We start from the raw sequence: 12916 nt of genomic DNA on the forward strand, positions 1-12916 counted from the left end.
TGGAGCGTGGGTTGATCGCCGCCCGAGGGCGTACACGCCACGGCCCCCCCTCTCCCTTGTTCGCCTGCCCGCCCACCCGGCCCCGCTGCCGTGTCCGGGGGCCGGGACTCCCTAGGAGCGGCACCTGCCGCACGGTCGGGTCACAGGCTGAGCGTCAGCGGATGAATCTCGTCCGCTTTGTGGCCGGCGCGCTCGTGTATGCGCTGCACCGCGCCCGCCGAGGGCGCGTCCGACAGGCAGAAGACGTCGCCGGATTCGGTGTCGGCCCAGGCGCGCTCGAAGGTCACGCCCTCCTCGCTCTGTATGGCGAGGTCGGCCTGGTGTGCCTCGTTGAACTTCTCGGGCGTCAGGCCCGTCATGCCGTGATGGACGTCCATGAACTTGGGCATCTGCGTCATCCTTCCGCTCGCTGACGGTGCCGGGCAGGGCTCCCGTCCCCTCCCGCAGCCCGCGCGCCCGGTTCCCCCCGCAGTTCCCGCACTTCCATGCTGCCTCCGTGCGCCCAGGTTCTCGCCCCAATGGCCCGCCCCCGTTGCGCCGCCGCGCCGCGCCCGGCGAGATGGGATACATGCAGCCGAATCCCCCCACCTCGGACAGCCCGCCCGTACCGCCCGCCGAACGATCCCACTGGGTGGTCTTCGCCGGCATCCTGCTGATGCTCAGCGGCCTGTTCGACCTCATCAACGGCTTCGTGGCGCTGCTGGACCACGGCTACTACGCGACCACCGCCAACCACGGCAACCGCCTGCTGGTCTTCAACTTCTCCGCCTGGGGCTGGGTGTGGATCGTCGTCGGGGTCGCGCAGATCCTGGTGAGTCTGGGCGTGCTGCTGGGCGTACGGGCCGCGCGGATCACCGGCATCGTGCTGGCCTCCGCCTGCCTGGTCGGCCAGCTGATGTTCCTGTCGACGTTCCCGTACTGGTCGATCTTCGTCATGGTGCTGTCGCTGCTGGTCATCTACGGGCTGGTCGTCGAGCCCCGGCACGTACCAGCGCGGGTCTGAGGTCCGGCCGCACAGGGAGTTCGGGCACCGCCGGCGGTCGCCATCGCTCGGCCCCCGCCCCAGGGCACGACGCAGCACTCCACGCCCGAGGGCCCGCCACCTGCAGTTTCTACCTGGTGGCGGGCTCTTCGCGCAGCCCGTGGGCGGTCAGCGGCCGGCCGGCTCCGGCCCGACGCGGTCCGCAGCCCGCCCTCCTGCTCCGCACAGTTGATCATGCTGGTAGCGTCGCGATCTTGTACGACTCACCTGAAGAAAGAGGACATATGCGTTACGCCCGGACGCTGGGGGCCGTTGCCTTCGCCGCGGCAGCCACCGTGCTCGCGACCTCGCCGGCACACGCGGCCTCGTACACCGCGCACCCCCACTACATGAACAAGGGGAGCGCCGTGTTCAACAGCTCCACCAACACGCTCAAGGTGTGCGACAACGCCGCTGACGGCCTCAGCGTTGCTGTGACGATCGAAGACGACGGCAACTTCTTCGGCTACGAGATGGCCAAGGGCAAGGGCAAGTGCCAGACGTACAAGCCCAGGCTCCACAACGGACAGCGGTTCACGCTCCAGGCATTCAACATCAAGAACGGCAAGGCCGTTTCGGGCTCCCACGGGTCTTTGGTCTACGGGATCGTGTAACAGACCGTACCGACCGTACTTGCGCCGCCCGGCGGGCCAGAAGATCAACCGTGCTGACGGCCCACAGCCGGCCCGAGAACGGCGACGGCCCCTCATCCGCGACAAAGACGCAGATGAGGGGCGTGATCGCCATTCCTACTTCTTCTTGCCCTGATTCTTCACTGCCTCGATGGCGGCCTTGGCGGCCTCCGGGTCGAGGTAGGTGCCGCCGGGGGTGACCGGGCGGAAGTCGGCGTCCAGCTCGTAGGAGAGCGGGATGCCGGTGGGGATGTTCAGGCCGGCGATGTCCGCGTCGGAGATGCCGTCGAGGTGCTTGACCAGGGCGCGCAGGCTGTTGCCGTGGGCGGCGACCAGCACCGTGCGGCCGGCGAGAAGGTCCGGGACGATGCCGTCGTACCAGTAGGGCAGCATCCGCGTGACGACGTCCTTGAGGCACTCCGTGCGCGGGCGCAGCTCGCCGGGGATGCCGGCGTAGCGCGGGTCGTCGCTCTGGGAGAACTCGGAGCCGTCCTCAAGGGCGGGCGGCGGGGTGTCGTACGAGCGGCGCCAGAGCATGAACTGCTCCTCGCCGAACTCGGCCAGGGTCTGCGCCTTGTCCTTGCCCTGCAGCGCGCCGTAGTGGCGCTCGTTCAGCCGCCAGCTGCGGTGGACCGGGATCCAGTGCCGGTCGGCGGACTCCAGGGCCAGCTGCGCGGTGCGGATGGCGCGCTTCTGGAGGGAGGTGTGCACTACGTCGGGGAGCAGGCCGGCGTCCTTGAGCAGCTCTCCGCCGCGGACCGCCTCCTTCTCGCCCTTCTCGTTGAGGTTGACGTCCACCCAGCCGGTGAACAGGTTCTTCGCGTTCCACTCGCTCTCGCCGTGACGGAGGAGGATCAGCTTGTACGGTGCGTCGGCCATGCCGTCGAGCGTAATCCAATTCCGGATATGGCCTTGCGCGGGTCCACGACCTGGGCTTCCTGGCGAGGATTGACGGTTCCCGTCAATTGAGTGGCGACCGGAGCCGACCCGAAAGTAGGTTGCGAACGTTGCCTGCGCCACTTACGCACATCCGCCGGACGGGCCTCGTACGCACCCGCACGCCACTGTGCGCCGCACCATCAGGGGGAAATGTCATGTCCGCATCCATCAGTAGTCTGAGGCGCGCCGCCGTGGAGAGCGTCTCGGGTCTCCCCCGCCAGTTCTGGTGGCTGTGGACCAGCACCCTGATCAACCGCCTGGGCGCGTTCGTCGCGACGTTCCTGGCGCTCTATCTGACCGTCGAGCGCGGCCACTCCGCCTCCTACGCCGGCCTGGTCGGCGCGCTCTACGGGCTGGGCGGCGTGGTCTCGTCCATCGGCGCCGGCGTGCTGACCGACCGCCTCGGCCGCCGCCCCACCATGCTGATCGCCCAGCTGTCCACGGCGGCATCGGTGGCGCTGCTCGGCTTCATGGAGGACCCCGTCGCCATCGCGGCGGTGGCGGCCGTGGTCGGCATGGCGACCAACGCCTCCCGCCCCGCCGTCCAGGCGATGATGGCGGACATCGTCGCCCCCGAGGACCGCGTCCGCGCCTTCTCCCTCAACTACTGGGCGATCAACCTCGGCTTCGCGATCTCCTCCACCGCCGCCGGACTCATCGCCGAACACGGCTACCTGGCCCTCTTCCTGGGCGAATCCGGCCTCGTACTCGCCTGCGCCGTCGTCGTCTTCGTCAAGCTGCCGGAATCCCGCCCCGCCACGACCGGGGCGGCGAACGCCCAGGGCACCGCTACCTCCTCCCCCGCCCCCTCCCCCACCCCCGTCTCCATGCTGACCGTGCTGCGCGACGGCCGCTTCATGACCGTCGTCGGCCTCAACCTGCTGCTGGCACTGCTCTTCCAGCAGGCGTATGTCTCGATGCCGGTGTCGATGGGTCAGAACGGCTTCTCCAGCGCCGACTTCGGCACGGTCATCGCGGTCAACGGCGTCCTGATCGTGCTGCTGCAGATCCCCGTGACCCGCTTCATCGAGCACCGCAGCCCCGCGATGCTGCTCATCGGCTCGGCACTGCTGACCGGCTACGGCTTCGGACTGACCGCGCTGGCGGGCTCCGTCGCCATGTACGCACTCGCCGTCGCCGTCTGGACCCTCGGCGAGATCATCAACTCCCCCACCCAGATGGGCCTGGTGGTGCGCCTCTCCCCCCTCCACGGCCGCGGCCGCTACCAGGGCATGTACTCCCTGTCGTGGTCCATCGCCTCCCTGACGGCCCCTCTGCTCGGCGGCACGGTCATCGACCACTACGGCGCGGACGTCCTGTGGGCGGGCTGCGCGGCCATCGGCACCCTGGCGGCACTCGGCTACGGCCTGCTGCTGCGGAGCCTGCCGCCCGCGACGGAGCCGGTCGCGGGCGAGCCGGCCACGGGCGAGCCGGCCACGGGCGAGCCGGTCGCACACTCGCCGCGCGGGGCGGGTGCGGAAGGGGCCGTCGCCCCGGCGGCGGGCGAGACGGTGGCGTAGCGGGCGTAGCGGGGGCGAGCAGTCGTCCGTCCTCGCACCGCGTCAGGCGGTCTGGCCGTCGAGAGCTCCGGTGATCTTGCGGGTCATGTCGGCCATGGTGGGGCTGGGCTCGCCCTTGCGGGCCCGGGTGGCCGCCTCGATGGCGACGGTGACGGTGTTGCGGAAGTTGTCGGCCTCCGCCGGATCCTGCTTCTTGAGCAGGTCTATCGACGCCGTCAGGGCCGGCAGCACCTGATCGGCGATTTCGGCCACGGACTTGCCGTTCAGCTTCTCGATCTTCGACTTCCCGGCGAGCACATACCCGACCGGGCCGGTCGCGGAGGCCAGGGCGATGGAGCCGTGCGTGGCGACCTTGTGGGGCGAGCCGGCGGCGTCAGCGGCGGCCAGCAGCGAGACGGCGCCGTATGCGGCGGTCCGGAGGGTGTTCTTGTCCTGGACGGTCAGGGTGACGGACATGGTGGCGTGCTCCTTTGAATCTGCTTCGGAATCTGCTTCGGATCCTGAACTTCGCGCTTCGCGGGGGTGGTTGACCGGCCCCGCTTGCGTGACACCATCATGGCACACGCATGGCGCCATGGCGAGCCATTCATGGCGTCATTCGTGGTGACATGGGTGCCACACTGTGGCGCCGTTCTATAAAGTCGCAGGTCAGGTGCCATCTTGCGCTGGCGCCAACGCGGCCAAATTCCCTGTGGACCCCATTGGTGGGGGCGGTGTGGGGATGGGGACCGCGGAGGGACGCGGGACGGGAGCGGAAGGGGCGGTTGCCCAGCGGCGGGCGAGACCGTGGCGTAGCGGGCGTAGCGTGGTCGATACGTCCTTCTCGCGGGGGTGGCCATGGAGTTGAACCACGAGGAACCCGGCATTGGTGAGCGCATCGCCCGGCTGCGCGCACGCCGGAAGCTGACGCAGGAAGGTCTCGCCGAGCGGGCGGGCCTGTGTGTCGACATCGTCCGCAAGCTCGAACAAGGCGTGCGCCGGACGGCTCGGCTGACCACGCTCAACGCGCTGGCCAGGGCTCTGGACGTGGAAACGTCCGTGCTCGTCGGACAACCCACGACGTTCGAAGTGCGCAGCGAGGGCGGCGAGCAGCCGTCCGTCCTCGCACTGCGTCAGGCGATCTCGCCGGTGTCCGATCTGCTCGGCGACGATCCGGACCCCGAGGATCCGCCGGGTATCGCCGCGTTGCAGGCGTCCCTGCGGTCTACTGAACGCATCCGCCGCGAGGGGCGGATGACGGAGATCGGTGCGCTGCTACCGCAGTTGATCGGGGATGCGAAGGCCGTGGCCCGCGCCTCCTCCGGGAGCGAGGCCGCCGCGGCCCACTCGGTCCTGGCCGAGACCTACCAGATCGCGGCGACGACACTGACGGCACTGGGCAAGGAGGACGCCGCGTTCACCGCGCTCGAACGTGCCAGGGACGCGGCGGCGAAGGGGGACGACCCCCATCTGGAGACCGTCGGCTTCTCCAGCCTCGCCTGGGTGCTCACCAAGCAGGGGAGGCTGGCCGACGCCGAACGTGTCGCGCTGCGTACCGCCGACCGGATCGAGCCCGGATTCCGGTCCGCGCCGGTCGAACTCTCGCTGTGGGGAATCCTGTTGCTGCGCGCGGCGACGGCCGCGGTCCGGCTGGAGCGCAAGGACACGGTACGGGAGCTGCTGGCGATGGCCGGCGCGGCAGCCGCCCGTATCGGCACCGACCGGCTCGACTACGCGACGCCGTTCGGCCCGACGAACGTGGGCGTGGCAAAGGTCAACTTCCTGGTGGAGATGGCGGATGGCGCCGAGGCCCTGCGCGCCGCGCGCACCGTCCCCGAGCTGCACACCCTTCCGCCGACCTGGCGCGCACGGTTCCACGTGGACCGCGCGCTGGCCTTCGCCGACCTCCGCAAGGACGACGGCGCGGTACAGGCGCTGCTCACCGCCGAGCGCACCGCACCGGAGTGGATGCGTTACCACTCCACAAGCCGCCGCCTCGTGGCCGACCTCCGCAACCGTGAACGCCGGCGTACGTCCCCCCTGACGGAGCTGGCGGACCGGCTGGACCTCGACGGCTAGGACATGGCGTCCCAGCCGCCGGGGAAGTGGCACAGAGCGTCCCTGTCGGACGAGGGAAGCCCTGCCTAGCGTTGCCGGTGCCGTCGAAGGCGACGGCCCACGCGAGCAGAAGGCCGGTAGCCATGACGACGCCCCCCACCCCCCGGCTGCTCCCCTCCGCCGGTCCGGACGGCAAGCCCAGCTACTTACTCACGGACCGGGACGACGGCTACGTCGGCCGGTTCGCCGATGGCATCGAGACCTTGCAGCTCGGCATGTGTATCGGGCTGCTGGCGCACGCGCGGGCGATGATCGGCGATCCGGGGGTGGACGCGCGGCAGTTGCGGTTTCTGGCGGAGCAGCTGCTGTGTGCGGCGCTGGTGGACGCGGTGCGGATCGCGAAGGGCCACGGGGCGGGCTGATCGGGACGCCGGGCCGGTCCGGTTGGCCGGGTCGCCCGTCGGGCCGGTCGGCCCGGTCGGTGCCGATCGCCCCGGTCGGTGCCGGTCGGCCCGCCCCCGTATGCGGACTGCTCAGGTTCGCGGTGCCGTGCCGAAGTGGACGGTCTTGGCGGTCAGGAGGAACAGGTCCGTGCGGTGGTCGACGCTCGCCGGGTCGGATGGGTCGAGGAGGCGGTCGAGGGTCGACAGGTCCTCGGCGTCCAGGAGGTCGGTGAGCACCTGGCGGCCTCGTTCCAGGGATCCTCGTACGAAGCGGCGGGGACCCTCGGCGAGGGGGGCTGGGTGGTCGATGAGGAAGGTGCGGCTGCGGGCGTCGGTGAGTCCGGCGGCTCGCAGCATGCCGGGCCAGTCCTCGACCACCGCCACCGAACCGGGCAGCTCGACCCGCATCCTGCCGAAGCGTTCCGCCATCGCCACATCGATCCGTTCCTGCAGCCCGCAGCGTCCGAAGCCGAGGTCGCGGGGGAGCCAGCGGGGCGGCAGGCCGCCCTCGACGACGGCCAGTACGCCGCCGGGTTCGAGCAGTCCGGCCAGCTGGTTCAGTACGCCCTGCTGGTCACCTACGTGGTGGACGGCCTGCCCGGACCACACCAGGTCCGCCGGGCCCAGGTCGGCCAGCCCCGCGGGGAACTCGGCCTCCTGGGTCCGCAGCCGGACGCCGAGCCGCTCGGCGCGCTGTGCGGCGCGGGCCAGCAGCTCCGGCGCCCCGTCGACCGCGGTGACCTCGGCGTCGGGGAAGACCTCCGCCAGTCGGCAGGCCGCGACGCCCGGGCCGCTGCCGATGTCCAGGATCCGACGCGGAGTCAGCTGCGCCAGTTCCGTGAGGGCCTGCCGGACGTAGGGGCTGTGGGTCTCGCCTTCGAGCTCCAGCAGGTCGGCCATCGCGGCCCAGTCGAAGTCGTCGCCGTTGTGGGTGTGGTGGGTGTGGTGGGTGTGGTGACTGCTGTGGCTGTCGTGGCTGCCATGGCTGTCGTGGCTCGGGTGGCCGTGGTCGTCGTGGGTCATCGCACCTGCTCCAGTCGCTCGTGGTCCGCCGGTTCGGGGGCGGTCGGTTCGGGGGCGGTCGGTTCGTGGGCGGTCGGTTCGTGAGCCGCCAGGTCTTCCTCGATGAGGTGCAGGTTCACCGCGAGTGCGGCCTTGGCGCCGGCCGCGGCCGCGGTGACCACGTGGGCGCGGAAGTCGACCGCGTTGCCGGCCGCCCAGACGCCCGGCACGCTGGTCAGCCCACTGGGATCGGTACGGACCCGGCCGTCCTCGTCCCGTGCGCAGCCCAGGCCGGTGAGCAGCTCGTCACGGGGTACGGGCCGGGTGGGCACGAAGAGCGCGGACCGCGCCACGACGGTGCCGTCCGCCAGCCGTACGCCGCGCAGTGCGTCGTCCTCGACGACCAGGCCGCCGACCGCGCCGTCCACGATCCGTATGCCGCCGGCGGTCAGCCGGGCGCGGTCGGCGTCGGCGAGGGCCTCGGCGAAGCAGACCACGTCGTTGGACAACTGCCTCACCAGCAGGGCCTGATGCACCGCCGCCGCCTCCCGGCCGGCCACCGCGAGCACGCCCAGCGGCTGATCGCGGACCTCCCAGCCGTGGCAGTACGGGCAGTGCAGCACCTCGCGCGCCCAGCGCTCGCGCAGGCCCGGGATGTCGGGGAGCTCGTCGCGCAGGCCGGTCGCCACGATCACCCGGCGGGCGAGGACGGTGCGGCCGTCGGCCAGTTCGGCCTCGAAGGTGAGGCGGTCGTGGCGGTCGTTGCCGTCGTGGCTGTCGTTGCCGTCGTGGCGGTCGTTGCTGCCATGGCTGCCATGGCTGCCGTGACTGCCGTGGCCCTCGTGGTCGTCGTGGTCGTCGTGGGTCCTGCGCAGGGCGCGCACCTCGCCCGTCGTGAACCATCCGCCGTACCGCTCGACCTCCGCCCGGCCGGCGGCCAGCAGTTCCGCCGGCGGCGTGCCGTCGCGGGAGACGAATCCGTGCACCTCCCGGGCGGGTGCGTTCCGTGGGTCGCCGGAGTCGATCACCAGCACCCGGCGGCGGGTCCGGGACAGCATCAGCGCGGCGTTGAGCCCGCCGGCGCCGCCCCCGACGATCAGTACATCCAGTACGTCTTCCATGGTGGAGCACCTCCTGGCGCCGACCATGCGCCCGGGGGTGCCCGGCGGGCAAACCTTGTTGCCGTTTCCGCAACAGGGCCGCCGGGGAGGCTCAGACTTCGGTGGCCTTGGGGGTCTCGGCGGCCTCGCTGGACTCGCTCGCCCCGCCGGCCCCGCCGGCCTCGGTGGTGCTCTCGCGCGTCAGATGCGCGAACGCCTCCAGGTTGCGGGTGGACTCGCCGCGGGCGACCCGCCAGGCGTACTCCTTGCGGATGGCGGTGGCGAAGCCCATCTCCAGGAGGGTGTTGAAGCTGCCGTCGGCGTTCTCCAGGACCGTGCCGAGGATGCGGTCGAGTTCGTCGGGGGCGACGGCGGCGAGCGGGAGCTTGCCCACCAGGTAGATGTCGCCGAGCCGGTCGATCGCGTAACTCACGCCGTAGAGGCGGGTGTTGCGTTCGAGCAGCCAGCGGTGCACGGCCTCGTGGTTCTCGTCGGGGTGGCGGACGACGAAGGCGTTGATGGACAGCGAGTGCCGGCCGACGATCAGGGAGCAGGTCGTGGAGAGCTTGCGGGTGCCGGGGAGCTTGACGACGTAGCTGCCGTCGGAGGGGGATTCCCATTCGAGGCCGGCGTCCACGAGAGCCGCCTCGATCACCTGTCGCGCCTGCTGAGCCTGTTGCGCCTGCTGTACCGGTCCCACCTTGCCGCACCCGTCCCGTCTGTCGCGCTTGCCGCACCGATCCCGCGTCCCGCACCTGCCGTGCGCGGTCAGCCGGGCATCCCGCGTCCCGCACCTGCCGTGCGCGGTCAGTTATGCGCCGATCGTAGGTGACGCCGCCTCTCCTGCATCGCCGCGGTGTAGACCTCGCCGGTCGCCGCGGCGGCGGTGTCCCAGCCGAAGGACTGGGCGTGCCGGGCGGCGTCGGTGCCCATGCGGGTGGCCAGGGCGGGGTCGTCGACGAAGCGGCGCAGGGCGCGGGCGTAGTCGGCGGGGTCGTGGCCGGCGACGAGGAAGCCGCTGAGGCCGTCGCGTACGGCCACCGGAAGGCCGCCGACCGCGGCCGCGACGACGGGCGTGCCGCAGGCCTGGGCCTCGATCGCGACCAGTCCGAAGGACTCGCTGTAGGAGGGCATGACCAGCACGGACGCGGCGCGGTACCAGTCGGCGAGCTGCTCCTGGCCGACCGGGGGCCGGAACTGCACCAGGTCCGCGATGCCCAGCCGGGCGGCCAGCTTCTGCAGGCCCTCGGGCTTGGCCAGGCCGCTGCCGCTGGGCCCGCCGACGACGGGCACGACCAGGCGGGAGCGCAGCGAGGGGTCCTCGGCCACCAGCGCGGCGGCCGCGCGCAGCAGGATGTCGGGGGCCTTCAGGGGCTGTATTCGGCCGGCGAACAGCGGGATGACCGCGTCCTGGGGCAGGCCCAGGCGGGCGCGGGCGGCGGCCCGGCTGCCGGCGACCTGGCCGCCGTCGGGCCGGAAGCGGTCGAGATTGACGCCGGGGTGGACGACGGCGACCTTGCCGCGCTCGGCGTGGTAGTGCCGCACCAGCTCGTCCGCCTCCTCGGCGGTGTTGGCTATCAGGCGGTCCGCGGCCCGGACGATCTGCGTCTCGCCGATCACCCGGGCGGCCGGCTCGGGGGTGTCGCCGACGGCCAGCGCGGCGTTCTTGACCTTGGCCATGGTGTGCATGGCGTGCACCAGCGGGACGCCCCAGCGCTCGGCGGCCAGCCAGCCGACATGGCCGGAGAGCCAGTAGTGCGAGTGGACCAGGTCGTAGTGGCCGGGGCGCTGGCCGGCCCATGCCTGCATCACGCCGTGGGTGAAGGCGCACAGCTGGGCGGGCAGGTCCTCCTTGGCCAGGCCCTCGTACGGGCCGGCGTCCACATGCCGTACGAGGACGCCGGGGGCGAGCTCGACGGTGGGCGGGAGGGTGCCGGTGGTGGCGCGGGTGAAGATCTCCACCTCGATGTTGATCGAGGCGAGCTTTCTGGCCAGCTCGACGATGTAGACGTTCATGCCGCCGGCGTCGCCGGTGCCGGGTTGGTGCAGCGGCGAGGTGTGGACGCTGAGCATGGCCACGCGGCGGGGCCGGCGGGGCCCGCCGGGCAGACGCAGTCGTCCCTGGCCCGGGAACGGGCCGTGCGGTCGGCTGCGGAGCCGGGACACGTATTGGCTCACGTCGGGCTACCTCCTAGGCAGGGCGGGCGGCACGCCTCCGCCCCGATGCAACAACGAACCCCGGCCATCCCTTCCCGTCCGGCGCCCGGTCTGCGTACTTTGCCAAAGCGTGACCATAGAACGCGGCCGAATTCAGCGGTTCGCCGGGCACCCCATACTCTCGAAGCCATGGCCCGCCGCCCCTCGCCGCCCTCCTTCTCCGCCGCCGCAGCGGCGGCACCCGCCCCTGCGCGGCCCGTCGGAAACGTCACCCGCGGGACCACCAACCCCAACCGACTGCGCCGCATGGACCGCTGGATAGCCGCCGAGCACGGCGCCGAGCTGCGCCGCAGCGCCGACCCGGTCGCGGTCGACCTCGGCTACGGCGCCGCGCCCTGGACCGCGGTGGAGCTGCTGGGCCGGCTGCGCACGGTCCGGCCGGACGCCCGGGTCGTCGGCGTCGAGATCGAACCGGCGCGGGTCGAGGCCGCCCGGCCGTACGAGGAGCCGGGGCTGGACTTCGTCCACGGCGGCTTCGAGGTGCCGCTGCCGGGCGCCCGGGGGCGGGCGCCGGTGCTGATCCGGGCGGCGAACGTGCTGCGGCAGTACGACGAGGACGAGGTGGCCGCGGTCTGGCGGCGGCTGTGCGCCCGGCTGGCGCCCGGCGGGCTGCTGGTGGAGGGCACCTGCGATGAGATCGGGCGGCGGCACGTGTGGGTGGCGCTGGGCCCCGAGGGGCCCCGCACGGTCACCTTCGCCACCCGGCTCGGCTCCCTTGACACCCCCTCCGACCTGGCAGAACGCCTTCCCAAGGCGCTGATCCACCGGAATGTGCCGGGCGAGCCGGTGCACGCCTTCCTGCGGGACTTCGACCGCGCCTGGGCGAGCGCCGCCCCGCTGGGCGCCCTGGGCGCGCGCCAGCGGTGGCGGGCCGCCGTGGCGGCCCTGGCGGCGGACTGGCCGCTGGCCGGCGACCCGCGGCGGCGCCGCCAGGGCGAGGTGACGGTGCGCTGGGAGGCGCTGGCTCCGCGGGGGTAGGCGCAGGCGCGCCGGGAAGCGCCGGCTCCGCGCGGAGCGCCGGGGTATCGCCTAGGCCGCCGCCTCCGCGGCCCGCCGTTCGCCCGCTGCCGCCAGTTCCCGCAGCCGCCGCTCGGTCTGCGACCCCCGCGGGGCCGTGTACGTCACCAGCGACTGGTCCTCGTCGGTGCTCAGCCGGAAGCTCTCGAAGGTCACGTCGAGCTCGCCGACCTCCGGGTGCAGGATGCGCTTGGTGCCGCGCAGGCACTCGCGCACCGACTGCGTCTCCCAGATCCGCCGGAACTCCGCGCTGTGCGCCAGCAGCTCGTTGACGACCTCGCAGATCCGCGCGTCGTCCGGGTGCCGGCCGCTGTCGGCGCGCAGATTGCCGACCACCTCGACGGCCTTGGCCTCCCAGTCCGGGTGCAGGGCGCGCGCCTGCGGGTGGAGGAAGACCAGCAGGGCGCTGTTGCGGCGGTCCGGCGCGAGCTCCTCCAGGTCGAAGGAGACCCGGCCGCCGAGGGCGTTGAAGGCCAGGATGTCCAGGCCGCGGCCGATGACCATGGCGGGGACGGTGGTGTCCATGGCGTCCAGGAGCTGGCGGACCTCGGGCCGTACGGTCCGGCCGACGGGGCCCCGCGCGCAGCAGTCCGCCGTGCGCCGGCGGGGCGCCGCGACATTGCGCAGATACGTCACCTCGCCGCCGGACAGCCGCAGCGCCCGTGCGATGGCGTCCAGGACGGAGTCGGAGATGGCCTGCGCACGGCCCTGCTCGATCCGGGTGTAGTAGTCGACGCTGATGCCGGCGAGCTGGGCGACCTCCTCGCGCCGCAGTCCGCGCACCCGCCGGCGGCCGGCCCCGCCGGGCAGGCCCAGGTCGGCCGGGTCGAGCGCGGCGCGGCGCGCCTTGAGGAAGGAGCTGATCTCGATTTCCGCGTGCAGCATCCGTCCAGTATGCGACGCACCGCCGGCCGGGTGGTTCCGCCGGACCCAGGCTGCGACGGGCCTGGTCCGCTCCCCGTGAGGGCACCAAGGTGGTCGGCACACC

At 72.3% G+C, this 12916-nt stretch carries 14 protein-coding genes; 6 read left to right on the forward strand and 8 right to left on the reverse strand.

Annotation, left to right across the window (positions count from 1 at the left end; genetic code table 11):
• Positions 1-140: 140 nt before the first annotated feature.
• Positions 141-389 (reverse strand): SCO4226 family nickel-binding protein, encoded by a 249-nt coding sequence (locus ACZ4NB_RS16305; protein ID WP_399148660.1) that lies wholly within the window; start codon positions 387-389, stop codon positions 141-143.
• 179 nt (positions 390-568) lie between these two features.
• Here ACZ4NB_RS16305 and ACZ4NB_RS16310 point away from each other — a divergent pair, with 179 nt between their 5' ends.
• Both ACZ4NB_RS16310 and ACZ4NB_RS16315 read left to right on the forward strand, forming a co-directional pair.
• A complete protein-coding gene (locus ACZ4NB_RS16310; protein ID WP_467661984.1) occupies positions 569-1003 on the forward strand; it encodes a DUF7144 family membrane protein in 435 nt (144 codons plus the stop codon).
• A 263-nt stretch (positions 1004-1266) separates the two neighbouring features.
• Positions 1267-1635, forward strand: coding sequence for a hypothetical protein (locus tag ACZ4NB_RS16315; protein WP_467661986.1), 369 nt, complete (start codon positions 1267-1269; stop codon positions 1633-1635).
• Between the two features lie 135 nt (positions 1636-1770).
• Here the strand turns inward: ACZ4NB_RS16315 and ACZ4NB_RS16320 are convergent, their stop codons facing one another.
• Entirely contained in the window at positions 1771-2532 is a 762-nt protein-coding gene (locus ACZ4NB_RS16320; protein WP_467661988.1) for a phosphoglyceromutase, read from the reverse strand.
• Between the two features lie 215 nt (positions 2533-2747).
• Between ACZ4NB_RS16320 and ACZ4NB_RS16325 the strand changes: the two genes are divergently transcribed.
• Positions 2748-4112 carry an MDR family MFS transporter gene (locus ACZ4NB_RS16325; RefSeq protein WP_467661990.1) on the forward strand — a complete coding sequence of 455 codons (1365 nt, stop codon included), beginning with the start codon at positions 2748-2750 and terminating at the stop codon, positions 4110-4112.
• Between the two features lie 42 nt (positions 4113-4154).
• Here ACZ4NB_RS16325 and ACZ4NB_RS16330 read toward each other — a convergent pair whose 3' ends face one another.
• A complete protein-coding gene (locus ACZ4NB_RS16330) occupies positions 4155-4568 on the reverse strand; it encodes a hypothetical protein (protein ID WP_467661992.1) in 414 nt (137 codons plus the stop codon).
• Between the two features lie 381 nt (positions 4569-4949).
• On the opposite strand from ACZ4NB_RS16330, the gene ACZ4NB_RS16335 reads away from it, so the two are divergent.
• Both ACZ4NB_RS16335 and ACZ4NB_RS16340 read left to right on the forward strand, forming a co-directional pair.
• Complete coding sequence (locus tag ACZ4NB_RS16335; RefSeq protein WP_467661994.1) at positions 4950-6170, forward strand: helix-turn-helix domain-containing protein; 1221 nt, start codon at positions 4950-4952, stop codon at positions 6168-6170.
• Positions 6171-6292: 122 nt separating this feature from the next.
• Positions 6293-6571, forward strand: a complete 279-nt coding sequence (locus ACZ4NB_RS16340) for a hypothetical protein (RefSeq protein ID WP_467661996.1) — start codon at positions 6293-6295, stop codon at positions 6569-6571.
• A gap of 111 nt (positions 6572-6682) precedes the next feature.
• On the opposite strand, the gene ACZ4NB_RS16345 is transcribed toward ACZ4NB_RS16340, so the two are convergent.
• From ACZ4NB_RS16345 to mshA, 4 genes are all read right to left on the reverse strand, one after another.
• Complete coding sequence (locus ACZ4NB_RS16345) at positions 6683-7615, reverse strand: methyltransferase domain-containing protein (protein WP_467661998.1); 933 nt, start codon at positions 7613-7615, stop codon at positions 6683-6685.
• A complete protein-coding gene (locus ACZ4NB_RS16350; RefSeq protein ID WP_467662000.1) occupies positions 7612-8715 on the reverse strand; it encodes an NAD(P)/FAD-dependent oxidoreductase in 1104 nt (367 codons plus the stop codon). The genes ACZ4NB_RS16345 and ACZ4NB_RS16350 overlap by 4 nt, the downstream gene beginning before the upstream one ends.
• Positions 8716-8806: 91 nt before the next feature.
• Complete coding sequence (locus ACZ4NB_RS16355; RefSeq protein WP_467662002.1) at positions 8807-9394, reverse strand: type III secretion system chaperone family protein; 588 nt, start codon at positions 9392-9394, stop codon at positions 8807-8809.
• 107 nt (positions 9395-9501) lie between these two features.
• On the reverse strand, positions 9502-10872 hold the full coding sequence (gene mshA / locus ACZ4NB_RS16360) for a D-inositol-3-phosphate glycosyltransferase (protein WP_467662004.1): 1371 nt from the start codon (positions 10870-10872) through the stop codon (positions 9502-9504).
• Between the two features lie 168 nt (positions 10873-11040).
• Here mshA and ACZ4NB_RS16365 point away from each other — a divergent pair, with 168 nt between their 5' ends.
• Entirely contained in the window at positions 11041-11889 is an 849-nt protein-coding gene (locus ACZ4NB_RS16365; RefSeq protein WP_467662006.1) for a class I SAM-dependent methyltransferase, read from the forward strand.
• A gap of 51 nt (positions 11890-11940) precedes the next feature.
• Here the strand turns inward: ACZ4NB_RS16365 and ACZ4NB_RS16370 are convergent, their stop codons facing one another.
• On the reverse strand, positions 11941-12813 hold the full coding sequence (locus ACZ4NB_RS16370; RefSeq protein WP_467662008.1) for a helix-turn-helix domain-containing protein: 873 nt from the start codon (positions 12811-12813) through the stop codon (positions 11941-11943).
• Positions 12814-12916: the final 103 nt, after the last annotated feature.

It is taken from the genome of Streptomyces sp. NPDC026575, assembly GCF_055567415.1.

Coding starts and splice junctions, on each gene's coding strand:
- ACZ4NB_RS16305 (WP_399148660.1), bottom strand. CDS start 389: ATGCCCAAGTTCATGGACGTCCATCACGGCATGACGGGCCTGACGCCC.
- ACZ4NB_RS16310 (WP_467661984.1), top strand. CDS start 569: ATGCAGCCGAATCCCCCCACCTCGGACAGCCCGCCCGTACCGCCCGCC.
- ACZ4NB_RS16315 (WP_467661986.1), top strand. CDS start 1,267: ATGCGTTACGCCCGGACGCTGGGGGCCGTTGCCTTCGCCGCGGCAGCC.
- ACZ4NB_RS16320 (WP_467661988.1), bottom strand. CDS start 2,532: ATGGCCGACGCACCGTACAAGCTGATCCTCCTCCGTCACGGCGAGAGC.
- ACZ4NB_RS16325 (WP_467661990.1), top strand. CDS start 2,748: ATGTCCGCATCCATCAGTAGTCTGAGGCGCGCCGCCGTGGAGAGCGTC.
- ACZ4NB_RS16330 (WP_467661992.1), bottom strand. CDS start 4,568: ATGTCCGTCACCCTGACCGTCCAGGACAAGAACACCCTCCGGACCGCC.
- ACZ4NB_RS16335 (WP_467661994.1), top strand. CDS start 4,950: ATGGAGTTGAACCACGAGGAACCCGGCATTGGTGAGCGCATCGCCCGG.
- ACZ4NB_RS16340 (WP_467661996.1), top strand. CDS start 6,293: ATGACGACGCCCCCCACCCCCCGGCTGCTCCCCTCCGCCGGTCCGGAC.
- ACZ4NB_RS16345 (WP_467661998.1), bottom strand. CDS start 7,615: ATGACCCACGACGACCACGGCCACCCGAGCCACGACAGCCATGGCAGC.
- ACZ4NB_RS16350 (WP_467662000.1), bottom strand. CDS start 8,715: ATGGAAGACGTACTGGATGTACTGATCGTCGGGGGCGGCGCCGGCGGG.
- ACZ4NB_RS16365 (WP_467662006.1), top strand. CDS start 11,041: ATGGCCCGCCGCCCCTCGCCGCCCTCCTTCTCCGCCGCCGCAGCGGCG.
- ACZ4NB_RS16370 (WP_467662008.1), bottom strand. CDS start 12,813: ATGCTGCACGCGGAAATCGAGATCAGCTCCTTCCTCAAGGCGCGCCGC.